Origin of the sequence: Bacteroides caecigallinarum, assembly GCF_016902295.1 — a bacterium.
GTDB lineage: Bacteria > Bacteroidota > Bacteroidia > Bacteroidales > Bacteroidaceae > Phocaeicola > Phocaeicola caecigallinarum_A.
Genome location: NZ_JACJLQ010000012.1, coordinates 60522 through 84503, shown reverse-complemented (window position 1 = coordinate 84503; position 23982 = coordinate 60522). Strand labels below are relative to the sequence as shown.

General features: G+C 40.7%; 17 protein-coding genes. 7 read left to right on the top strand and 10 right to left on the bottom strand.

The window, feature by feature from the left end:
- The 6 genes from H6A27_RS05840 to H6A27_RS05815 form a co-directional block, all read right to left on the bottom strand.
- Positions 1-2320, bottom strand: a 2320-nt coding sequence (locus H6A27_RS05840) for an ABC transporter permease (protein WP_204508030.1), incomplete at its 3' end; no start/stop codon positions are given.
- Between the two features lie 135 nt (positions 2321-2455).
- A complete protein-coding gene (locus H6A27_RS05835) occupies positions 2456-4807 on the bottom strand; it encodes an ABC transporter permease (protein WP_204508029.1) in 2352 nt (783 codons plus the stop codon).
- A 126-nt stretch (positions 4808-4933) separates the two neighbouring features.
- Positions 4934-5614, bottom strand: a complete 681-nt coding sequence (locus H6A27_RS05830; RefSeq protein WP_154043934.1) for an ABC transporter ATP-binding protein — start codon at positions 5612-5614, stop codon at positions 4934-4936.
- A gap of 146 nt (positions 5615-5760) precedes the next feature.
- On the bottom strand, positions 5761-8106 hold the full coding sequence (locus H6A27_RS05825) for an ABC transporter permease (protein ID WP_204508028.1): 2346 nt from the start codon (positions 8104-8106) through the stop codon (positions 5761-5763).
- 67 nt (positions 8107-8173) lie between these two features.
- Complete coding sequence (locus H6A27_RS05820) at positions 8174-9433, bottom strand: efflux RND transporter periplasmic adaptor subunit (RefSeq protein ID WP_204508027.1); 1260 nt, start codon at positions 9431-9433, stop codon at positions 8174-8176.
- A 17-nt stretch (positions 9434-9450) separates the two neighbouring features.
- Positions 9451-10827: a TolC family protein gene (locus H6A27_RS05815; RefSeq protein WP_204508026.1), complete on the bottom strand. Its 1377-nt coding sequence runs from the start codon at positions 10825-10827 to the stop codon at positions 9451-9453.
- 328 nt (positions 10828-11155) lie between these two features.
- On the opposite strand from H6A27_RS05815, the gene H6A27_RS05810 reads away from it, so the two are divergent.
- From H6A27_RS05810 to H6A27_RS05780, 7 genes are all read left to right on the top strand, one after another.
- Positions 11156-11920: an SDR family NAD(P)-dependent oxidoreductase gene (locus tag H6A27_RS05810; protein ID WP_204508025.1), complete on the top strand. Its 765-nt coding sequence runs from the start codon at positions 11156-11158 to the stop codon at positions 11918-11920.
- A gap of 265 nt (positions 11921-12185) precedes the next feature.
- Entirely contained in the window at positions 12186-12446 is a 261-nt protein-coding gene (locus H6A27_RS05805) for an OadG family protein (RefSeq protein WP_204508024.1), read from the top strand.
- A 27-nt stretch (positions 12447-12473) separates the two neighbouring features.
- Positions 12474-14318 carry a biotin/lipoyl-containing protein gene (locus H6A27_RS05800; RefSeq protein WP_204508023.1) on the top strand — a complete coding sequence of 615 codons (1845 nt, stop codon included), beginning with the start codon at positions 12474-12476 and terminating at the stop codon, positions 14316-14318.
- A 7-nt stretch (positions 14319-14325) separates the two neighbouring features.
- Positions 14326-15561, top strand: coding sequence for a sodium ion-translocating decarboxylase subunit beta (locus H6A27_RS05795; protein ID WP_204508022.1), 1236 nt, complete (start codon positions 14326-14328; stop codon positions 15559-15561).
- Between the two features lie 171 nt (positions 15562-15732).
- A complete protein-coding gene (locus H6A27_RS05790) occupies positions 15733-16590 on the top strand; it encodes an enoyl-ACP reductase FabI (RefSeq protein WP_204508021.1) in 858 nt (285 codons plus the stop codon).
- 11 nt (positions 16591-16601) lie between these two features.
- Positions 16602-17597 (top strand): gliding motility protein GldB-related protein, encoded by a 996-nt coding sequence (locus H6A27_RS05785; protein WP_204508020.1) that lies wholly within the window; start codon positions 16602-16604, stop codon positions 17595-17597.
- A gap of 16 nt (positions 17598-17613) precedes the next feature.
- Positions 17614-18318, top strand: a complete 705-nt coding sequence (locus H6A27_RS05780; protein WP_204508019.1) for an SAM-dependent methyltransferase — start codon at positions 17614-17616, stop codon at positions 18316-18318.
- On the opposite strand, the gene H6A27_RS05775 is transcribed toward H6A27_RS05780, so the two are convergent.
- The 4 genes from H6A27_RS05775 to H6A27_RS05760 all read right to left on the bottom strand — a co-directional run bounded on the left by H6A27_RS05775 (position 18309) and on the right by H6A27_RS05760 (position 23945).
- Positions 18309-19265: a hypothetical protein gene (locus H6A27_RS05775; protein WP_204508018.1), complete on the bottom strand. Its 957-nt coding sequence runs from the start codon at positions 19263-19265 to the stop codon at positions 18309-18311. The two genes, H6A27_RS05780 and H6A27_RS05775, sit on opposite strands and share 10 nt — an antisense overlap.
- Before the next feature lie 67 nt (positions 19266-19332).
- Positions 19333-20184, bottom strand: coding sequence for a lipoyl synthase (gene lipA / locus H6A27_RS05770; protein ID WP_204508017.1), 852 nt, complete (start codon positions 20182-20184; stop codon positions 19333-19335).
- Positions 20185-20324: 140 nt separating this feature from the next.
- Positions 20325-22499, bottom strand: coding sequence for a S9 family peptidase (locus tag H6A27_RS05765; protein ID WP_420867844.1), 2175 nt, complete (start codon positions 22497-22499; stop codon positions 20325-20327).
- Positions 22500-22544: 45 nt separating this feature from the next.
- Positions 22545-23945, bottom strand: coding sequence for an energy transducer TonB (locus H6A27_RS05760; RefSeq protein ID WP_204508015.1), 1401 nt, complete (start codon positions 23943-23945; stop codon positions 22545-22547).
- Positions 23946-23982: the final 37 nt, after the last annotated feature.

Genomic DNA, 23982 nt, shown 5'->3' with positions numbered 1-23982 from the left:
CGGTAATTATCGCTACCATGACGAATGCCAGCAGGAATACCCACCAGTGCAACGGAGAGCGGTAGGCAAATGTGCTATAGTAATAATCCATTACAATATATCCCACAGGCGCAGCTATCAGGAAGCTTATAAGCAGTATGTAGAAGAACTTGCGGTTGAACATCTCCAGTATCTCGCGTATGCTTGCCCCATGAACTCTTCGCAGACCTATTTCTTTTCTGCGGAACTTTGTTTCGAACATAAGCAGACCTATTATTCCCATCAGTGATATGATTACTGCAAGTATGGTGAACAGCGTTATAAGGCTGATTAGTTTCTGTTCCTTGCGGTACTGTGTTCCAAGTTCCTCGTCGAAGAACTTCAAGTTTATTTCTTCGGTATTGAAGTTAGGTGAAATATCGGCTACCACTTCTTTCACAGCCTGAAGTACTTCGCTGTAAGTGGCACCCGGATTGCTTCGGATATACAGGTGGGTTACAGGCCACCATGGCTTTTTCCCGAAAACGTAGAACGCGAATGGTTCTTCCTTATAATGAAGTGGCTTGAACTTGAAGTTCTCGCAGAAACCGGCAATATCAGTTTCACCTATATGTCCGCTAACTTTGCTCTCAAGGCTGAATCCGAATTTCTCTTTAGCAATTTCGTTGAATATGAAAATTCCTTTCTCGCATTTCTCGTCTGCCTGTGTGAAGTCGCGTCCCTCAACAATATCTATACCCATAAACTTCAGGAAGTTGTATGAGACTGGATAGCTGATGAAGCTTATATTCTTACCGTTGAATTCTCTTCCCCAACCCATTCTATATACGCTGACCAGAGATGATGCTCCCCATGCTACTTCCTTTATAGCTGTCTTCTTCTGGAGTTCGGTAGTGTATAAATCTCGGTTATTTGAGTTTACCGGAACGTATGCCGTGAACAGCGATTCCTTATTGAATCCCATGTCGTAGTTCATCATGTAGTCGTATTGCATCTTGATGAAGAATGCACACAGCACGAACAGGATAGATATAAAGAACTGGAATCCTACAAGTATATATCTGAATGACTTGCCTCTGCTTACTGTGCCCATTGTTCCCTTAATGGCAAGGGCAGGAGAGAATGAAGTGACGTGCATTGCAGGGTATATGCTTGACGCAACAGTCATTATCAGTGCGACAAAAACCGTCAGTATCGCCACTGCGGCATTATATCCAAGATCCAGCGGACAGCTTATAAGTTCGGCGTATGTGGAACTGCCTATAATCTTTATCACAATATATGAAAGGAAAAGCGAAACCACCACCAATATAGCCGATTCTGCCATAAAGCCCATTACGAGCGACAGTCTGGAACTGCCAAGAATTTTCCTTGTATTTACAGAACGCAGCTTTGCCGGAATCTGTGCCATAAAGAAGTTCAGATAGTTTATCAGTGTTATGACAAGAATGAGCACTGATACTATGAACAATGTTATTGTAGTGATAATGTTACATTGGTAAACTATGGTATTGTCTGTAATTCTTAACTCGAACTGAAATCCTTCCAGCGGGAATAGTTTTACAGCGTTCCTGCCTATGTATTCGTCTATCTCTTCCTGAGTAGGAACTTCCACGTCCGGATTGGAACTAATCATTTCGTTGACCAGATTTTTAGTGAAGCTGATGGCATTTTCGCTGAAAGCATTAACGTTGTTCTTGTCATTAAGTTTTAAAAAGTATCTGTACGACCATTCGCCGAAATTGTCCAATGACTCTTTCTCATAAATATTACTGTACAGAAGGTCTGTTTCTCCGAATATGGAGTTCATAGCCATATCCTTGAAGATGGCAGAAACGGTTCTCTTGTCCTTTTCGCCTTCCAGCTGGATTGCATCTCCAAGTTTCAGGTTCAGTCTGCGTGACGCTCTTTCGCTGAGTGCCACTACATTTTCTTCACCTATACCCTGGAAAGTACCTGCAACGGCTTCTATTCCGAATACATCATATGTGCCGCTTGTCACCTGCATGGTGTTAAGCTCGAATGCCCTGTTGTCATTGTCGTCTGCTATTTTTATTTCAGTCTGAATATTTCCTTGTAGAACAGCATACGATTCAACCATCGACGATTGTTCTATCAATGATTCCATAACAGGGCGGCTCATGTTCACACTGTATTTCCCTTCGTCGAACCAGTCCTTATGTGTCACAACGAATATACGGTCCAAGTCCTTGATTTTGCTGTTGTAGTTCCAGTCGTAATTCACCTGAACCATTATAATGTATATTGCTGCAAAGGCTACTGTCATACCTAACAGGTTAAGTATTCCTGCACCTTTGAATAGTCTGATAATATTTCTCATTTTAAGTTCTTGAGTTTTTTAGTTATGAGTTGACGAGTTTTTTTAGGTACTAGGTACTAGATACTAGTTGACTAGGTTTTTTAGGTACTAGGTTCCCTAGTATCTCGTTCCTAGTATCTAGTATCTCGTCACCTTTCATTCACTTTTAAGATTATTCACCGGATTGTCCGATGTGGTTTTCAGGCTGATAAGCCAGACGGAACCTAACGAAAAGATAACCACCAGGGCAAAAGCAGTTATCGGTATCCACCACTGGAAGTGAGGATCATATTCCACAAACTTGTCTATCTGACGTATTCCAAAATAGATGAGCGGAACAGCTATAACCAGACTTATGAGCAGTGATTTCATTGAGAACTTCATCAGGTTGCATTGTTCCATCCATGAGTTTGAGCCGAAAACCTTGCGTATGGAGATGTCGCGTTTGCGTTGTGATACGAAGTAGAGGCTCATGGCTGTAAGTCCCAATAATGATATGATGAGTGCCGCAAATGTGAATATGACGATAGTCTTGTTCAGACGTGTTATATTGTCGTATGTGTTGAGCACTTCGTCATGATACCATTGGGAGTCGAAAGGTGTTCTGTCAATTATTTCGTAAAACAAATCATCGAGCTGACGTTTATATTCCTCATTAGCCGATGTGGTTTCTACCAGTACATTCCACGGTGAAACCTTTTCTACCGGAAGAATCCTCATCTGAAGCGGATGATATTCATCCATCAGCGAGCGTATCTTGAAGTCCTTGAACTGTCCGAGAATATTGCATTTATATCCATATCTGTTGATGTAATAATCAGGACCCTGACCGATTGAAAGCAAATCTTTCATAGCGTTTTCGCTGACAAAATAACTGTCGTCGGTGTTTACAAGTCCGCGGTCTTCAGTAATCTTTATGTCGAACATCTGCAAGAATGATGAATCCGCGATAAATGTCTGGAAACTCATACATTTCAGTGTGTCGGCAGTGTTGAAATAGCTTGTATTGTTATTTCCTCCATCGTTTGGTGTTCCGCAAGCGAAAGAAACTCTTTTTACGAAAGGCAGTTTCAACGCCTCGCCCCGGAACAGTCTCATCTGCTCATTGCCAGCCATGACCGGATAGTCTATTATACTGCCATATTCATAACCCAACGGAGCATTGAGTATTCTGTATATCTGCATGCTGAAATAGAAAGAACAAGTCAGCAACGCTATAGTAAGACAGCTTTGGAATATGTTCAGTCCGCGGAAATACACCAGCTTTGTCTTGCGTCGGAATGTTCCCTTTACTACATCCATAGGATTGTATCCTGACAATATTGATGCCGGAACAATGCCTGACGCGAATGCCAGAACCGCAACAAGCAGGATGTATGATATTACTGTAATATATGATACGTCGCCCAGTATGTCGAGTTTTACTTTAAGCAAATCCATGGCGTATGGTTCCACTGCCAGTGCAAGTATGAAGGATATGATGAAAGATGCTGCTGTAAGTATAAACGATTCAAGTATCATTCGCCAGAAAATATCTTTTCGTGAAGAGCCTAAGATACGTCTTGTCGCCATTTCCTTTGCCCTGTAACTGGTCTGCGCCACACTCATACTTACGTAATTGAATATAGCCATCAGCAGGACGAGTACTCCTATTATTATAAAGGTCACAACAACCTTATAATTGTACTGTTTCAGGCCTATTGAAGACTGTATGTCTGAAAAATAAAACTCACGGACAGGAATGAATTTTACAGTTTTGTATGTTCCGCCTTCGTATATCCAGTAAAATGTTTTGAGATATGAAACTATATCGTCAGCCTTGGTGTTAAGATCTGTGTCTGGTAATAGACGGAAAAACAGATTTGCTCCACCTGAATTACTCATGTGTGTATTCTCTATTGCAGAGGCATAATTATAGTATTTTATATTTTCGAATGGCAAAATGATTTCCCATTCGCGAGGAATGACAGAGTTGTCTATATCCTTCATGATACCTGCAACTTTGTATTCGTTTGTTGCCATTGGCTGTATAGTCTTGAAGGTCTTGCCTATACAATCTGTGGTTCCGAACATCTTTATAGCTGCCGACTGGCTTATGACAGCATTGTCATTCGAAATCAATACATCATCAGGATTTCCATACAGAAGAGGAAAACCGAAGAAACTGAAGAAGTTCTTCTTTGCCATACCTACATACAAACTCATCTGTTTTTCTTCAGACATTACCGGATATTCAACACATCCGGAAATGGCACACCATTCCTCTATTTCGGGATAGCGGCTTTGCAGTTTGTCCCCTAAATTGTAATGTCCAGATGCATCTTCTTCGCTTGCCATTATATACGTCCTGTCGGCATCCTTCATATCTTTATCTACAGTAAGTTGCCTGAATACCATGTTCGATATCAGCAGTATGAACATGAGCGAGATGCTTAGTCCTGCAAGATTAACCAATGTGAAAACCTTGTTTCGGCTCAGGAACTTAAAGTATGTCTTATATTCATTCATATCATTTTGAGTTTTATTAGGTACTAGGTACTAGATACTAGTTGACTAGGTTTTTTAGGTACTAGGTTCCCTAGTATCTAGTATCTCGTCCCTAGTATCTAGTATCTAATACCTCGTAACCTGAAATTACAATTCATTTCTTACATCACCCACAATACGTCCGTCGAAGAGGTTGATGATTCTTTGTGCTACTGAAGCGTCTTTCTGTGAGTGTGTCACCATTACTATAGTTGTGCCTTCCGAGTTCAGTTCTGTCAGCAGATCCATTACCTCCTTACCGTTCTTTGAGTCGAGGTTACCGGTAGGCTCATCGGCAAGTACCAGCTTTGGGTTTGACACTACAGCACGGGCTATTGCCACACGCTGCTGCTGACCGCCGGACAACTGCTGCGGGAAGTGGTGTGAACGGTGGCTGATGTTCATTCTTTTCAGAATCTCCGTAACACGCTGTTTGCGTTCTGCCGCACCGATGTTGAGGTATTTCAGAGGCAGTTCCACGTTTTCAAACACATTCAGCTCGTCTATAAGGTTGAAGCTCTGGAACACAAAACCAAGGTTACCCTTGCGGAATTTGGTACGTTCGCGTTCTTTCAGGTTTGCCACTTCCTGTCCCAACAGTTCGTAGCTGCCTCCTGTGGGATTGTCCAGCAGACCGAGGATGTTCAACAGTGTTGACTTGCCACATCCTGACGGACCCATGATGGCTACAAATTCACCTTCGTTTATTTCGAAAGACACTTCGTTCAATGCTGTAGTTTCAATTTCTTCTGTACGGAAAACTTTGCTGAGGTTAGTTACTTTAATCATGATCTTTAGAGTTTTTAGTTGTTATTATTTCTATGTTTTTTACTTATAAAATAGGGGTTGATACGTTTTATTAAAACTTGCCCACATTTAGATTAAAACTTGCCCACGTTTTGATTAAAACATGCCCACGTTTTTTTTAACGTTTTTTATTCGTTCTTCAATGATTTCACGGGGTTGGTATTCATCAGTCTTATCATCTGCCAGCTTATTGACAGCAGGGCTATGACAATCATTATCACTGCGTCTAAAATGTAAACATATACCGGATTGTCTATCCTGTAGCTGTATCCTTCAAGCCACTTGCTGACGGCTATCCATGTAACCGGCAATGCAATTATGATGGAGATTACTACTGACTTTATGAACCCTGATGAAGTCTCGATAAAAAGCTGTAGTCTGCCGCTTCCCATAACTTTTTTCAGAGCGGCTTCTTTTGAGTGCTGGCGTGCATAATATGTACTCATGGCAAACATGGCCAGTATCGTCAGCAGAAGGGTGAGCATGGTGAATACTGCTATGAGTTTCAGGTCTTGTTTTTCTGAAGAATACAGGTCGGAAATCATCTTGTTATAAGTTGCCACTACTATTTCATCTTCCGAAAAACCTTTACTTTTGTAGAAAGCCTTTATTTCGTTCTCTGCCTTGTTCTCGTCGCCGGAAACTTTCACTACAAGTGTCCGCAGGGTTCTGAAATCTTCTTCTTTCTCCATTTCCTTAATCCACGCTATGTCCAGAAATCCTCCTCTTCTTTCCGAATTTGCAGTTCCTTTATGATAGTCTTCTAAAATACCGCAAACGGGAAACATTCCACCGGAATCCAGATTGACTTGCGTACAGTCATAATCAAGTCCCAATGCTCTCATTGTCGATTCTGGAAGCCAGGCACATTGATTGAGTGCTTCTCCGTTTTTGCGTAACACCTTGAAACCGAGTATTTCGAAAGCGGACTGGTCGCCATAATACATATCAAATTTCTGGTCTATGCCGTTAATCTTGAACGAAGTTCCTGATGTTCCTAAAGTCATGGGCTCAAACTGCAGCCAACCGACCTTTTCTACACATGCCAGTGATTTCAGCTCCTCAATGTGATAATCCGAAGGTTTGCTTGCGTTCTGTATGCTTATTCTGTTTTCTTTTTCATATCCCATTGGCTTTTCAGTCATGTGTTTCAGCTGTATGAACATGACTGCCGCAAGACCTAACGTAATGAATGCCACTCCGCTCTGGAAACCTATCAGGATTTTACCTAAAGTCATTTTGCTGGTTCGTGCAAAATTACCTCGCACTACGTCTATTGGCTTGTACTTTGAAACAAGAAGCGCAGGTATAATGCCTGACAATACCGATAGAACTACGAGCAGCAGTATAATAAACAGTATTTCCATCCATCCCATATCTTTGAGAGGAGAAATTTCTTTTCCAATAAGTTCACTCAGATGAGGGGATATCAGTTTTACAAAGATTAGCGCAAAGGCAAAGGATATCACTGTAAGAATGAACGATTCAGATATATATCTGGCGATTATTCCTGATTGTTGTGTACCTAGAAGCCTTCTTGAAGCCATTTCCTTTGCTCTGAATCCTGTCTGTGCAACAGTGAGCGAAATATAATTCAGTACGGCGAACAGCAGGAGAAATATTCCGGCTGCTGTAAACAGTTTTATGAAGCTTGCATCTATAAGACCTTCGAACGGAGCTGTAGCTTCTACCGCACTGTAGCTTATTTTGTCGAAAGGGGTAAGAAGGAAGTCTTTACACAGCCCATATACATACAGAAAGTCTTCTTTCCGGACAATTTCTTCCATCTTGTCTTCAAGTGACTGAATGTCTGTTCCTCCTGCCGTCATTATAAACAGGACAGTTGAACCGTTACCGTTTCCTGTAAGTGAACTGTCAAGATCCCTGACCAAATCTATACGGTAAATTATTTCAGGCGAATAGAATATTGTATTTTTGAAATCGCTGAAAATTCCGGTGATGTTCAGATTGGCCGTATTTCCGTTAACATCAATTTTGACGGATTTGCCGATCGGATCTTCTTTCCCGAATACCTTATTGGCAAATGTACGTGAAATGACTACCGAGTTCTTTTCTTTCAGAACAGATTCCGGTGTTCCTGATTCCAATGGAAACGGAAAGAATCTGAAGAAATTCTCATCTACTATTGATGCCTTCTGGCGATCGGTATAATCGCCTGCCTGAAAAGTCATTTTAAGTCCTCCGAAGATGTGCGTATTCATCATTCTGCACATATCCTCCACTTCAGGAAATTTTCCTTCAAGCTGCTCTTTTATTGTGGCACATCCGAAAAACAGTCTTTCGGAATGTCCGATATATATATTCCCCTGTTTTTTAATTTCCGAATCGGTATTATATTCCCGTATTACAAACGAGCCTATGAACACCACAAACGCAATGGCTATTGCCATACCGGAAACTTCGATTGTGGTATATAGCTTGTTTCGTGACAGGAATCTGAAATAACTCTTCATTAGTTTTTAAGTTTGTGAGTTTTTAAGTTTGTGAGTTTAACTTCGTTGACCGTTGGTTTTAAGTTTATTAATTCAACACCAAACAGTCATTGTCGCCGAAATTGTCATATCCCGAAGTGATGACCTTTTCTCCCGGTTGCAGACCTTCAAGCACTTCGTAATACTGAGGATTCTGACGACCTATACGTATTTCTCTTTTATAAGCTTTCGAACCGTCCTCAGTAATCACGTAAATCCATCGTCCGCCTGTCTTCTGGTAGAATGTGCCGCGAGGAATCATTATGGCTTCTTCCGGTTGTCCCAACTGAAGGTTCAGATAGTATGTCTGACCTGTACGGATATTCTCAGGCTGTACTCCGCTGAACTTGAAGTCGGCCTTGAACTTTCCGTCGCGCACCTCAGGATAGACTTTGCGTATGACGGCATGGAACGATTCGTCCTGTCTTTCGAAATCCGCTTCCAGGCCTGAAGTGACACGGTCGATATAGTGTTCGTCTATCTGAGCCTCAATCTTGTAGCTGTCAAGAGTGTTTATCTGTCCCACTTTGCTGCCCGACGGCACAGACTGACCGAGAACAACATCAAGCAACCCCAGTTCGCCGTCAATAGGCGCGGTAATTACAAGATTGTCTTTTCTTCTGCGTATCATCTGCATGTTGATTTTCATGTTGCTCAGACTTTCCTGCATCTGTTCCACCTGTACGCTGCGATAAAGGCTGTCCTGTATGGAACGTTCCTTTACGAGTTCCAGTTTATCCTTTGCCAGCAGATAGTCCTCTTCTGCCTTCAGAAAGTCCTCTTTGGCTATCAGGTCTTCGGCATAGAGCGATTTCTGCGATTCGTAAGCCCTGCGATAGCGTCTTACTTCCATTTCCAGTTGCAGCATTTCCTGGTTTACGCTCAGACGTTGCTGTTCCATGGAGATCATTGTGTTGCGGAGCAGGTTCTCCTTTTCTGCAAGATCGGCTTCCGAGTTAAGAATCTGCATGTCGAGGTTTTCGTTAGTCAGACGCAGGATTTTGTCGCCGGCTTTCACGTGCGAACCTTCTTCCATGAATATCTCTTTCACTACTCCCGTTTCCAGGGGGCTAAGCTGTATGGTTGTCATCGGCTGTACCTGTCCTGAGATGCGGATATAGTCATTAAATTCGCCTTCCATTACCTTGTTTATTGATAGAGTCTCTGCGTTTACTCTCAGTGTACTTACATTGTCTCTAATTAGGATATATCCTATAAGGCACAACAGCAGTCCGCCACCCCAGTATGGTAACGCTTTTTTGCTGAATACCAGTGCCATTCCTTTTTTCTTTTCTATTGCTCTGTCCATGATATGTTATACTTTTTTTATTGTTCTATGTAACTTATTCCTTTATAATATTTCACCACGCTGCGTTTCAGATAATATTGCAGCAATGCGTTCAACTCTTCCGCCTGTGAGTTCAGAAAAGAATTTGTAATTGTCTGATAGTCAATAGGGGATACCATACCCTGACGCATCTTCTTTTCGTGCAACAGGAATGTGGCTTCCTGTGCCTTGGAACGTTTCATGGCAAGTACAAGCGACTTACGGGCGCCTGTCTTGTCCTGTATGGCACGCTGTACTTCGGACTTGATGTCGTGTACCGTCTGGCGGTATTGTGCCTCGGCGCGTCGGTACTCGTTTTTCTTTTTCGAAAGGTTCGAGAATCTGGAAAGTCTGTCATAAATAGGAATTGAAAGACTCAGCTGAATGTATTCGCCGGAGTTATTTTTCCATTGCGAGTTGAACGAAGGAGCAGTGTAGTTGGCTTTTCCGGGATAGCTGTAGTAACTGGTGGACCAACCACCGTTTAGCGACAGGCTTGGAAGAAACTGCCATCTGGCCGTGTTCAGAGCGAATTTGGCTTTGTCCATTGTGCCTTTTGCTATGAGTGCTGATGGCTGCGAGCTGACCGCGTAATCCATTATTTCGTCCGCGCGGTCCTCTTCTTCCACCAGTGCCGAATATTTTTCGTCTATCATCGTGCGGTCTATCCTGAGTTCTTCCTCCACAGGCCACATCATTACTGATTTCAGTGTGAGCAGTGCATCCTGGCTGTTGTTGAATGATGTCTCCAGCTGATATTCCCTGTCGGCAAGGTCGGCTTCCATCTGTGCCACATCAGGCCGGCTTTTCTGCCCTGTCTCATACTGCTTTTGCATCAATAGGAGACTTGCTTTCGAGTTTTCCACCTGTCGGCGCAGGACTTCAGTCATTTCGGTGTGGAACAGTACATTGAAGTAGGCTTCCATAACTGCCAGACACAGCTCGTCGCGCAGCTTTTCTTCCTGCGAGATTCCCATCTTTACGGCTGTCTGCGAAATTCTGATATTGTTGATGGCGGAAAATCCGTTGAACAGCGTGATGCTTGCGCTCAGCGAGTAACCGTTGTTGAAAGATGTGGTATTGGTATAGGTGTTTGTCTCAGGGTCCACGGCACGTCCGAAGTTACTGTAGGCATATGTTCCTGCCGAAACGGATGGGGTGAATGTCTTGAGTATGGCGTCACGTCTCTCTGTGCGCGCATCGGCATTGTCAAGTCTTTGTATTTCATTTTTGGTGGAATATTCTATTGCATATTCCATACAGTCGTGCAATGTCATTGTTCGGGAAGTATCTGCAGCTGATATGCTGTCGCTCCCGGAAGCCAAACATTGCGTTGCGGCCAAGATCAGGATTATTGGTGTAAATATCTTTTTCATTTTTCTGTTGTTTTTACACTAACTATAATGCCATAACCGTGCCAAACGTGTAAATTGTTGATATTCCGTACATTATGAAAAACAGTCTTTCCGGTAACTGTAAGGTTTCTTTACAGTAGTGTAAAGATGGATTACAAAAGGAGTGTAAAATGATAAAATGTGATGTTTATCTGATTCTGTGGTTGTTGTCGGAATTTTGTTTGATAGATATATAAAGTTTTGGTAATTAATAAAATGTTGGGAATATAAATAAAAAAAGATGTGTAAAGTATCGATAATTATATCTTTATTGCTAATTTTATACGCATCTAATTAAAAATATATTATTATGTCAAAAACAATTTTTATAACAGGTGGTTCCACTGGAATTGGTGCTGCCTCAGTAAAGAAATTTATTTCTCAGGATTGGAACGTCGGTTTTATGGATATCAACACTGATGCCGCCGCTGAGTTGTTGAAAAAACTGGACTGCCCTGAACATCTTTTATTTATAGAAGGTAATACTCGTGTACGTGCTGACATTCGTAATGCAGTGGAGAAAACAGTCTCTAAATTCGGTCAATTGAATAGTGTCTTTGCTAATGCGGGAATACACCGTGCCAATACTTTGCTTGATATTGCTGATGAAGAATTGGATTTGATGATTCAGACCAATATTTATGGAACGGTGAACACTTTGCGTGAGGCTATACCTAATATTATTAAAGCAGGAGGTGGTTCGGTTGTGATAAATGTTTCTGACCAATGGTTTGTAGGTAAGCCATATAGCTTTGCTTATGGTATGACAAAAGGGGCATTAGGTCAGATAACCCGTAGTCTTTCTATTGATTTGGGTCCGAAGAATATCCGTGTAAACGCTGTTTGTGCAGGCACTATCCGTACTCCGCTTGTGGATAATCTGTTTGAACAGTTTGCTTCAGTGAACAATTGTACAATAGATGATTATTGGCGCCAAGAAAATTCACTGTATGCGCGTGGATCAGCCGGATATCCGGAGGAAGTGGCTGAAATGGTTTATTTTCTGGCTTCTGATGCTTCCAGTTTCTGTACAGGTGGTCATTATTTGGTGGATGGCGGACTTGTAGCCGGTTGAGGATTGTATAATTGTTTCATAAAAAAGTCTTTGAGATGATGTCTCAGAGACTTTTTTTATTTTGGAGGTTTGTGGATGTAATATTATAGATAATTAATAAGGATTGGCATTATAATTTGAAAGTGTAAAATATATTTCAAAGTTATGAATGTTGATAATTTTAAAGTTTTTTGTATCAATGCAATATATTTAATTGGTATATTTGGATGCCTTTTAAGCGGCATGGCTTTAAATGGTGTCGGTAATACATTAAAATTAGATATATATGGAAAATATTGGAACAGGTCTGATGCTGATGCTCGTAGGTATGTGTACGGTATTCGTAATCCTTCTCATTATTATCTGGCTTAGTACTTTGCTTATTAAGGCTGTGAACAAATTGGCTCCTCCCGAAGAGGAAGTCAAACGTAAGCCTGCAGTGGCAACCGTTTCGTTGGAAGAGGATTCCGTGAAGGCGATTAACATTGCAGTGGAAAAACTTACAGGTGGTAAGGGCAAGGTAATGAAAATTGAGAAGTTGAACTGATTAAAGAAATGAAAACACATTAAGAAAATGGAAAAAGAAGTGAAATTCAGTCTGGTCTTTCGCGATATGTGGCAGAGTGCCGGAAAATATGTACCACGTGTTGACCAATTGGTAAAGATAGCTCCTGTGATAGTGGAAATGGGATGCTTTGACAGAGTAGAGACTAACGGAGGCGGTTTCGAACAGGTAAATCTGCTGTTTGGTGAAAATCCTAATAAGGCTGTGAGAGAATGGACAAAGCCTTTTCATGAGGCAGGTATCCAGACACACATGCTTGACCGCGCATTGAACGGACTGAGAATGAGTCCTGTTCCGGCAGACGTTAGAAAACTGTTCTATAAGGTAAAGAAAGTTCAGGGAACTGACATTACACGTACTTTCTGCGGACTGAATGATGTTCGTAATATAATCCCGTCAATAGGATATGCGCACGATGCGGGAATGATTTCACAGTGCTGCCTTTGTATCACTTATTCTCCTATACATACAGTGGAATATTATCTCGATATGGCTAAGAAGCTTATCGATGCAGGATGCGATGAAATATGTATCAAGGATATGGCAGGTATCGGACGTCCTGTGTTCCTCGGAAAACTTGTTGCCGGAATCAAGAAAATCAAGGATATAACAATACAATATCACTCTCATGCAGGTCCCGGATTCAATATGGCTTCAATTCTTGAAGTTTGCAAGGCCGGATGCGATTATGTGGACTGCGGTATGGACCCTCTGTCATGGGGTACCGGACATGCTGACGTAATCAGTGTGCAGGCTATGCTTAAAGATGCCGGTTTCAAGGTGAAGGAAATCAATATGCATGCATATATGAAAGCCAGAACCATGATACAGGAATTTATGGACGATTTCTTAGGCTTGTATATCAGTCCGAGAAACCGTATGATGAATTCTTTGCTTGTAGGTCCGGGACTTCCCGGTGGTATGATGGGTAGTCTGATGGCTGACCTGGAAACAAATCTGGAATCAATCAATAAATATAAGGCAAAGAACAATCTGCCGCTTATGACTCAGGACGAATTGCTCATCAAACTGTTCAACGAAGTTTCATACGTATGGCCTCGTGTAGGTTATCCTTGTCTGGTTACTCCTTTCAGCCAGTATGTAAAGAACCTGGCAATGATGAATGTCATTCAGATGGAAAAAGGCAAGGAACGCTGGGCTATGATAGCAGACGATGTATGGGATATGATACTCGGCAAGGCTGGAGCATTGGCAGGTCCGTTGGCAGATGAGATAGTTGAAAAGGCAAAGAGCGAAGGCAGAACATTCTTTACAGGCAATCCTCAGGACAATTATCCGGATCAGCTTGACAAATACCGTCAGATGATGGCTGAAAAAGGATGGGAAACAGGTCAGGACGACGAAGAACTGTTCGAATATGCTATGCATCCGGCTCAGTATGAGGCATACAAGAGCGGAAAGGCTAAGGCAGACTTCCTGGCAGACGTAGAAAAACGCCGTGCTGAGGCTGAAGGCGGTTCAATGCCTAAGGAAGGTACTCAGGTGCTCACTGTAGATGTGAACGGAAAGCCTTATCGTGTGACTGTGGCTTTCGGTGACACTGCATTGCCAGCACAGTCCGCGTCTGCGGATGGCGCTCAGCCGGTTGCCGCATCGGGTGAGGGCAAGGATGTGCTTTCTCCACTTGAAGGAAAATTCTATCTCACTAAATCGGCTCAGGAAACACCTTTGAAGGTTGGTGATAAGGTTAATCCGGGTGACACTCTCTGCTATATTGAGGCAATGAAGACTTATATAGCCGTAAATGCCGAGTTTGGCGGTACTGTTACTGCTATCTGCATGAACTCTGGTGATTCTGTATCTGAAGATGATGTATTAATGAAGATAAAGTGATAGATGTATGGAAGAGATTTTTGAACGATTATACGACATGACTGCGTTCAGCAATATCATTGCCGATCCGCGGTTTATTATAATGTATGCCATAGCTTTCGTACTGCTTTATCTGGGTATAAAGAAACAGTACGAACCGCTGTTGCTTGTGCCGATAGCTTTCGGAGTGTTGCTTGCCAATTTCCCGGGAGGGGAGATGGGAGTGATACAGGCCGACGAAAACGGTATGGTGATGGTGAATGGCGTGATGAAGAATATATGGGAAATGCCTTTGCATGAGATAGCACACGAACTGGGACTGATGAACTTCATTTATTATATGCTCATCAAGACAGGTTTCCTTCCGCCGGTAATATTTATGGGTGTGGGTGCGCTGACCGACTTCGGACCTATGCTGCGTAATCTACGTCTGTCTATTTTCGGTGCTGCTGCTCAGCTGGGTATTTTTGCAGTATTGCTTGTTGCCATTATGGTTGGCTTTACTCCCCAGGAAGCTGCTTCATTGGGTATAATAGGTGGAGCTGACGGTCCTACAGCGATATTTACTACAATCAAGCTGGCTCCTCATTTGCTTGGTCCTATCGCTATTGCTGCATATTCGTATATGGCTCTTGTTCCGGTGATAATTCCTTTGGTTGTCAGATTATGGTGCAGCAAGAAGGAATTAAGTATTAATATGAAGGAACAGGAAAAGAAATATCCGCCAACAATAGAAATAAAGAACATGCGTGTTCTGAAAATAGTATTCCCTATAGCGGTTACTACTATTGTGGCATTGTTTGTGCCAAGCGCTGTTCCATTGGTAGGTATGCTGATGTTCGGTAATCTGGTAAAGGAAATAGGTTCGAACACTTCACGTTTGTTCGATGCTGCATCAAACAGCATAATGAATGCCGCAACCATTTTCCTCGGTATCTCGGTTGGTGCAACAATGACTACTGACGCTTTCCTGAACTGGACAACAATAGGTATCGTGATTGGAGGTTTCCTTGCTTTCGGCCTTTCAATTTCAGGCGGTATTTTCTTTGTCAAGATCTATAATCTGTTTACAAAGAAGAAAATCAATCCGCTTATCGGTGCAACAGGATTGAGTGCCGTGCCTATGGCGAGCCGTGTGGCAAACGAGATAGCATTGAAATATGATCCTAAAAACCACGTGTTGCAGTATTGTATGGCAAGTAATATCTCCGGAGTGATAGGTTCTGCGGTGGCTGCCGGTGTACTTATTTCTTTCCTTGGCTAAACTGTATTTATAAGGAGTAGATATTTAATCTCCGTTTAAACGGTGTTTAAACAGTATTTAAACAGTGTTTAAACGGAGATTTTATGTTTCCTTTAAGAAAAGAGGTGGAATAATACAAAGTTTGTAAAATAAAATGCCTATCTTTGTCACGAATTTATCAATTTTGAATATATGAGTTATAATTTGCTAAAAGGGAAAAGAGGAATTATCTTCGGTGCCCTGAACGAACAGTCTATAGCATGGAAAGTTGCTGAAAAGGCTGTTGAAGAAGGTGCTATAATCACATTGTCAAACACACCTGTAGCAGTACGCATGGGTGAAGTTTCTGCTTTGGCAGAAAAATTGAATTGTGAGGTTATACCTGCCGACGCAACAAGTGTTGAAGATCTTGAAAATGTCTTCAAGCGTTCTATGGAAGTATTGGGAGGAAAGATAGATTTTGTTTTACACTCTATCGGTATGTCTCCAAATGTTCGTAAGAAACGTACATACGATGACTTGGATTACGATATGTTGAGCAAGACTCTTGATATCTCTGCTGTTTCATTCCACAAGATGATCCAGTCTGCCAAGAAACTTAATGCTATTAACGAATATGGTTCGATTCTTGCATTGAGTTATGTTGCCGCTCAGCGTACATTCTACGGATACAACGATATGGCTGATGCCAAGGCTCTGCTTGAATCTATCGCACGTAGCTTTGGATATATTTACGGACGTGAACATCACGTACGTATCAACACTATCTCACAGTCGCCTACTATGACTACTGCCGGATCAGGAGTAAAGGGTATGGACAAGTTGTTCGACTTTGCAAACCGTATGTCTCCACTTGGCAATGCTTCTGCTGACGAATGTGCTGATTATTGTATCGTTATGTTCTCTGACCTTACTAAGAAGGTTACAATGCAGAATCTTTACCACGATGGTGGTTTCTCAAGTGTTGGTATGAGTCTTCGTGCGATGGCTACATACGAAAAGGGACTTGATGAATATAAGGATGAAAATGGTAATATTATCTACGGATAATTAGCTTATTAATGCGACACATTTTAATCATAATATTAAGTTTATTAGTGCTTTCTGCCTGTCGTGATGACGGGCAGAAAGACTTTTTTTTATCTGAAGGAAGGGTAAAAATACATAGATATGACAGATTGCAGTTCGAAGCCTCGGCACTGAACAGCTTCACTTCTCTGCAGAAAATGAACATGGATTTCCCTCATGCTACAAAACTTCTTATCGAGGATGTGCTTGCACTTGGATCGGTGAATGATGAAAAAATCAATGACCGTCTCTGCGCATATTATTCTGATACTTCTCTTGTAAATCTGATGCTTGATGTAGAAGATAAGTATAAGGACCTCGGCAGTTTTGAAAAAGATCTTACAAAGGGATTTGTGTATCTGAAGAAGAGGATGCCCTCATTTCCGATACCGGTGGTATATTCACAGATTTCAGCTTTGAACCAGTCTGTTGTGGTGTCTGACAGTCTCATAGGTATAAGTCTTGATAAATACATGGGAGAGGATTATCCTATGTACAAGCGTTATTACTATAACTATCAGAGAGCTTCGATGAATCCGGAAAGGATTGTTCCAGACTGTTTGTCCTTCTATCTATTAAGTCTTTATCCATTTCCGTGGGAAAGGAATCATCGTACATTGTTTGACTTGATGATGTATAGAGGCAAAATTGCGTGGATTACGGAGAAAGCTTTGGGTAGTGAGGATTTGGGAACAAAAGTACTCGGCTATAATGATACGCAGTTGGAGTGGTGCGGAAAAAACAAGAAACAATTCATAGAGTGGGTTAATAAGGCGAATCATCTGGAAAGTACAGATCCTATGATTATTCGTGCCTATTTGCAACCTATGCCGAACAGGATATTGAAGGAGGATGTACCTCCTATGATTGGAATATGGCTTGGAATGCAGTATATTGACGAATATATGAAAAAGAACCCGAGTGTTACTTTTGAAGAACTTCTGAATAATACTGATTACGAAGGAATGTTGATGGATATTGACATTTAATGTTTGGATGAATTATATGGAAACAGCATTATATCTATTGCCGGTTACATTGGGAGATACTCCTGTTGAAAAAGTTCTGCCGGCATATAACAAGGACATTATAACTGAGATAAAATATTTCATAGTAGAGGATGTACGCTCAGCTCGCAGATTCCTAAAGAAAGTGGACCGTTCTATAGTTATTGATGACCTGACTTTCTTTACACTCAACAAGCATACTTCTCCTGAAGAAATATCAGGCTTTCTGAAACCTTTGGCTGAAGGAAATTCTATGGGAGTAATTTCTGAAGCTGGTTGTCCGGCGGTGGCCGATCCGGGAGCTGACGTGGTGGCAATAGCACAGCGTAAGAACTATAAGGTGGTTCCGCTTGTAGGTCCGTCGTCAATTATTCTTTCAGTAATGGCATCAGGATTTAACGGACAGAGTTTTGCTTTTCATGGTTATCTGCCGATAGATGCAAATGACAGACAGAAAAGACTTAAAGAACTGGAGAGTAGGGTTTATTCTGAAAATCAGACACAATTGTTTATCGAAACACCATATAGAAACAACAAGATGATGGAGGATATAATCAAGGCTTGCCGTCCGCAGACAAAGTTGTGTATAGCAGCGAATATAACTTGCGAAAATGAGTATATAAGAACCCGTACGCTGAAAGAATGGAACGGCAAATTCCCTGACTTGTCTAAAATACCGTGTATTTTCCTTATTTACAAATAAAAATCTTTCCATAAGCTGGCAGCATTTCTAAGATGTTCCAGCTCTTTTTTTATACTTGGATTCAGCAGATGTGTATTCTTCTCAATATCCTCAAAATTGAAGAATTTTCCGTCCAACATTATGTCTTTCTCCGTTTTCAGCGGTAATATGAACAGCAGAATGTCATTACATGTCCCACAGGAACATTCGTCATTGTAATGTAGTATCAAGCGTGGTTGGACATTGTTCAGTGTAATTTTCTTTACTGCTTTTAGAGCATATTTCTTACCTTCTTCTATAGTACCGTCCATGCTCCTTTCGATGGGGATATCCAATGACTCCGGTGTAAGGTTTCTCTGTGACAGGAAGAGTTTGCCGTTGCATATCGGGGCTATTCGTATGATATTGTGTCTCGATAAATCAATCTTTGCAGCTATATGTATTCCTATGGTATTCAAAATGAGGCATATTATATAGATTGATACTGGAATAATGTTAATCATAAAGAAACGCCCTTCAGGACTCCAGTCGTGATTCAGTGTTTTTATTATATACAGAAGTATAAGATGAATGGATGATAGTATGATGATTATTTTTGTCTCCAGCTTATATGAGAAACAATTTCTTATTCCCAATTTGTTCACCATTCCATTATATAGTTCGGGAGCTGTATAGTATATGAAAGCGAACACCATGAGTGAAAACTCAAGTGTAGGAGTGATAGTATTGAGCGGAACATATTTGTAACCCCAGAATAGTCTTAGGATAAAACATGTTCCAATACCTAATGTGCCGAGCAGAAGAAAAAAGTTCAGATCCTTCATCCTGGTGATATTGTACGTAAGCATAATTATGCTTAGCAATAATCCTGCTCCCAACATTTCTGTGTTATGGAAGAAATGCAGACCTATAAGAGTGATAATAATAGGTAAAAGCCCTATAGATACTATTTTGTTTCTTAAATTCATACCCGTGTATTGTTCGTTTTGCTTTCATTATATATCAAAGTTTCAACAAACAATGCGTTCGGATTGTTCATTTTTTCATTATATGTTTTTCCGCATGATATGATGAACGTACTAATGGTCCGCTTTCAACTGTTTTAAAGCCTTTGTTTTCTCCAATTATTCTGTATTCTTCAAACTGTTCCGGAGTGACATATTCGGCTACGGGATAGTGCTTGTGCGAAGGCTGTAGGTATTGGCCTATTGTCAGTATCTTGCATCCTGCTTCAAGTAAGTCGTCCATAGTCTCCAGAACTTCTTCCTTAGTCTCGCCAAGTCCTACCATTATTCCCGATTTGGCTGTAATCCCTCTTTCCGAAATCTGTCTTATCACGTTGAGGCTTGTGTCATATTTTGCTACGCTTCTGACCATTGGACTGATTCTTTTTACGGTCTCCATGTTGTGTGACAGAATATCAGGCCTTGCCTCTATTACCTGACTTATCAGTTCCGGCTTGCCCTGGAAGTCCGGTATCAGAGCTTCGATGGTAGTTTCAGGATTGACTTCTTTTATCTTCAGCAGTGTTTTAGCCCAGTGTGATGCTCCGAGGTCTTCAAGGTCATCTCTGTCAACGGATGTGATAACCGCGTGGTTGAGTTTCATTAGTCTGATTGACTCTGCTACATTATTTGGCTCGTTTTCATCAAGAGGGAGAGGCTTGCCTGTACAAGTGTTGCAGAATTTGCACGAGCGTGTGCATATTGCGCCGCAAATCATGAATGTGGCGGTTCCCTTACCCCAGCATTCTCCCATATTGGGGCAACGGCCACTGCTGCATATTGTGTTGAGTTTGTGTGTATCTACTATTTTCTTTGTTTCGGAGTATCTTGCGTTGGCTCCAATGCTTATCTTGAGCCATTCGGGTTTTCTGATGTGTGTCATAGTATGTTTGTTTATAGGTAGGCTATTATTTATAAGTTACAAGTTGACGAGTTAACGAGTTGACAAGGTTTCCATTAAGTTATAAACCTTGTCAACTTGTCAACCGGAGCCTTGTCAACTTTGGAGTTGAGCCTGCGAAACTACAGATTGTTGATAAAGAATTCGCTAACCCTTGTCATAAGGTGATTTCTTGTGTTTCCACCAAATATACTGTGGTTACGGTTTGTATAAATCTGCATATCAAACTGTATGCCTTCCTGTACGAGAGCTTCTGCGTATTCAGCGCAGTTCTGGTAGTGGACATTATCATCGGCAGTTCCGTGTATAAGCAAAAGATTACCTTTAAGGTTTGCTGCCCTGCTTATGGCAGAACCTGCTTCATAGCCTTCACCGTTTTCTTTAGGTGTACGCATAAATCTTTCAGTATAGACTGTATCGTAATATTTCCAGCAGGTTGGTGCCGCAATGGCAACTCCGGCTTTGAATGCTCCGCTACCGTCACTCATTGACATTAATGTATTGTAGCCTCCGAAACTCCATCCCCATATACCTATTCTCTTTCCGTCAACGAATGGAAGTGAGCTAAGATATCTGGCTGTTTCTACCTGGTCTTCTGCTTCTTTTACTCCAAGATACATATATGTACATTTTTCGAATTCTGCTCCGCGTCCACCTGTTCCACGTCCGTCAACACATACCATGATGTATCCTTTATCGCACATATATGCTTCGAACATACCTCCATCGCCAAAACTTCCTATTCCCCATTTATCGAGAACTTGTTGTGAGCCTGGACCGCTGTATTGGTGCATTATTACAGGATATTTTTTTGAAGGATTGAAATTTACAGGTTTCATTATCCATCCGTTCAGCTCAGTTCCATTGCTTGTTTTGAATGTGAAGAATTCCTTCTGTGGCATGTTTAATGATTTGGTCTGTTCTTTAAGCTCGTTGTTGTCAAGCAAGGTAACTATTTCTTTTCCCTTATTGTTATTGATGGTGATAAGGGTAGGAGTAGTCATATTAGAGAAAGTATTAATGTAATACATCATATTGTTGCTGAAAATAGCATTGTTAGTACCTTCTCTATTCGAAAGTTTGGTTACTTCTCCTTTCTTGTTAACCTTGAATATGGCTGTTCTAAGAGGGCTGTTGTTATATCCTCTATAGTAGAATTCGTTTGTCTTTTGGTCCCATCCGAGAAAATCAGTCACCTCGTATTGGCCTTTAGTAATTTGTTTTACAAGGTTTCCGCCTATAGTATATAAGTAAAGATGGTTATAACCGTCCCTTTCGCTCATAAGTACTATATTTTCGTCATAAAACTCAATATTAGAATAGGCCGGCTCTTTTATATACTGTTCTGCTTCGTCTCTGATAGTCAGTTTACAGATTCCGCTTCTTGGGTTTGCCATATACATATCGAATCTGTTCTGATGGCGGTTCAGCGTCATAATAGCCAGTTTTTCAGGATCTGAGGTGAACTTTATACGAGGAATATATCCATCATTATCCAATGGCAGGTCCATTGTTCTTGTCACCTTGCTTTTTATGTCAAAGCTATGAACTGTAACTTTTGAATTAATTTCGCCTGCTTTAGGGTATTTGTATTCGTAAGCTCCCGGGTAGTATTCGTATTCACTCTTTTCCGGTGCCATTCCTTTATACCATGGGAAAGAGAATTGTTTAACCTGACTCTCATCGAATTTTATATATGCAATCATCTTGCTGTCTGCGCTGAATTCAAAAGCTCTGTTGAAGCCGAATTCTTCTTCATACACCCAATCCGGAATTCCGTTCAGTATTTTATTGTATTCACCATCTTTTGTAACTTGTGATTCGCTATTACCGAACAACAGTTTGACAAGAAAAATATTATTGTTTCTGACGAATGCTATCTGGAAACCGTCCGGTGAGAAAAGCGGAACCTGCTGGGGGCCATTTTTTGAAAGTGGCTCTATCTTATTATTTTTAACATTGTAGATATAATATTCAGCTGTGAATGAACGTCTGTAGATTGGCTTTGTCTCAGTCTGAATAAGGATTAGTTTTTCATCCGGCGACATTATATAATCGTCGAATGATTTGATGTTACAATCTCTTGCTGTAGTTACATCGAAAACAGTACCTACTTCTTTTCCTGTCTTGAATGAATATTTAACAATTCTTTTTTTGTCTGAACTGATTTGGGTATAATGTTCACCGTCAAGCATTGGTCTTAAGCCATATATGCTTTTTGCCCGGTACGTACCGTTTGCCACATCCTTTAGTGTTACCTTTTCTGCTTGTATGCCGAATGTCAATCCGACAATCATCAGCAATAAAGTGAATAATCTTTTCATGCGTAAAAATATTTAATGTTAAATTTTTTCTTCTTCGTTTACTGTTGCTATTTTTTCTTTTTCCGGTCTGTCTTTATCATCAATATCAGATGATTCGATTTTACTTTCTTCATCGTCCGGTACATTTATTTTTTCATTTTCAATGGTTTTATCTTCTTTGTCTTTTATTCCGAACAACCATCTGAAAAATCTTACGAAAATGTTTCTTTTCTTTACTTTAGTCTTATTGTCCTTGATTACTCTATCATTATCTATCTCTTTCTTTATTAAAGTAGAATCGTTAGCTATAGAATCGTTTGTTATAATAACGCTGTCATTAGTTATACTGTCATTAATGATGGTTTTAGTAATCAGGCTGTCAGTCGCAAGTGTGTCAGGTTTCATTATAATGCTGTCTTGTACAATTGTAGTGCTATCGGCAAGCGCCTTTCCTTTTATAGGAATACTATCAACTACAACGGGCTTTGGAACCGGTATCTTGAAGGCTATAGGTACTGAGTATTTACATCTTACCTTAATCCCATAGTCCGATGCCGGAATCCATCTTGGCATTCCTTTTATCAAGTTCATTGCTACAGAATCAAGTGACTCATCAAGTCTTCTCATGACTCTTGGATTTGTTATGTCACCGTTTTTCTCAACGACGAACTGCATAACAACCACACCTTCAATTTTATTCTTTTTTGCTTCTTCAGGATATTTCAGATTTCGGTCTATATATCTTTTGAAATATTTCATCCCACCAGGATATTGTGGCATGGTTTCTACGCTGGAGTATATTTTTTCTCCACTTTTCTTACGCATTACAATGTTGTATGCATCGTGCTGATTCATAAGAAAAGGACTGACAGTCATTGACAGATTTTCCATTCCATCTGCCCTGATAATTATGTAATGGTTGAAATCCGCATCAATAGAAAACAGACCAATCTCATCTGTAAATGTGTGTCTTCCTGTACCTTGTATGCTCACGGTAGCACCTGTAATAGGTTCACCCTTTTCGTCAGTAACAATACCTTCAATATAGAATGTACTGTTATCCTGTTTAAATCTAAGAATGTCACTTTTTGAATCTATACAGAAATCCAAATATGTATTGTTTTTGTCAAGAGTAAACGTCTTTTCAGGAATTTTAGGGTCCTCATCAAGGTAAATACTTGCAGTTCGTGAATAGCTTTCCGGAATATCATATTCGAAATTGATAATTCCACAAGAATCAGCTTTAAAAACTTCGCTTCTTCCGGTAATCTTGAGGAAAACATTTGTTTGTGGATCGCCTATAGAATTCCTTATTTCTACTTTGAATTTAGTTTTTTCATCTCCCTTTATGCTATTAATGGTAGAACTGGCACTTAAAAATGAAGATGTGAATAGTAATATTAATATGAAGTAAAGTTTGATTCTGTTCATCTGATTCATACAAATAAAAAAGCTTTGCAAACGTTTTTTAAACCAT

Coding starts and splice junctions, on each gene's coding strand:
- H6A27_RS05835 (WP_204508029.1), bottom strand. CDS start 4,807: ATGAATGAATATAAGACATACTTTAAGTTCCTGAGCCGAAACAAGGTT.
- H6A27_RS05830 (WP_154043934.1), bottom strand. CDS start 5,614: ATGATTAAAGTAACTAACCTCAGCAAAGTTTTCCGTACAGAAGAAATT.
- H6A27_RS05825 (WP_204508028.1), bottom strand. CDS start 8,106: ATGAAGAGTTATTTCAGATTCCTGTCACGAAACAAGCTATATACCACA.
- H6A27_RS05820 (WP_204508027.1), bottom strand. CDS start 9,433: ATGGACAGAGCAATAGAAAAGAAAAAAGGAATGGCACTGGTATTCAGC.
- H6A27_RS05815 (WP_204508026.1), bottom strand. CDS start 10,827: ATGAAAAAGATATTTACACCAATAATCCTGATCTTGGCCGCAACGCAA.
- H6A27_RS05810 (WP_204508025.1), top strand. CDS start 11,156: ATGTCAAAAACAATTTTTATAACAGGTGGTTCCACTGGAATTGGTGCT.
- H6A27_RS05805 (WP_204508024.1), top strand. CDS start 12,186: ATGGAAAATATTGGAACAGGTCTGATGCTGATGCTCGTAGGTATGTGT.
- H6A27_RS05800 (WP_204508023.1), top strand. CDS start 12,474: ATGGAAAAAGAAGTGAAATTCAGTCTGGTCTTTCGCGATATGTGGCAG.
- H6A27_RS05795 (WP_204508022.1), top strand. CDS start 14,326: ATGGAAGAGATTTTTGAACGATTATACGACATGACTGCGTTCAGCAAT.
- H6A27_RS05790 (WP_204508021.1), top strand. CDS start 15,733: ATGAGTTATAATTTGCTAAAAGGGAAAAGAGGAATTATCTTCGGTGCC.
- H6A27_RS05785 (WP_204508020.1), top strand. CDS start 16,602: ATGCGACACATTTTAATCATAATATTAAGTTTATTAGTGCTTTCTGCC.
- H6A27_RS05780 (WP_204508019.1), top strand. CDS start 17,614: ATGGAAACAGCATTATATCTATTGCCGGTTACATTGGGAGATACTCCT.
- H6A27_RS05775 (WP_204508018.1), bottom strand. CDS start 19,265: ATGAATTTAAGAAACAAAATAGTATCTATAGGGCTTTTACCTATTATT.
- lipA (WP_204508017.1), bottom strand. CDS start 20,184: ATGACACACATCAGAAAACCCGAATGGCTCAAGATAAGCATTGGAGCC.
- H6A27_RS05765 (WP_420867844.1), bottom strand. CDS start 22,499: ATGATTGTCGGATTGACATTCGGCATACAAGCAGAAAAGGTAACACTA.
- H6A27_RS05760 (WP_204508015.1), bottom strand. CDS start 23,945: ATGAATCAGATGAACAGAATCAAACTTTACTTCATATTAATATTACTA.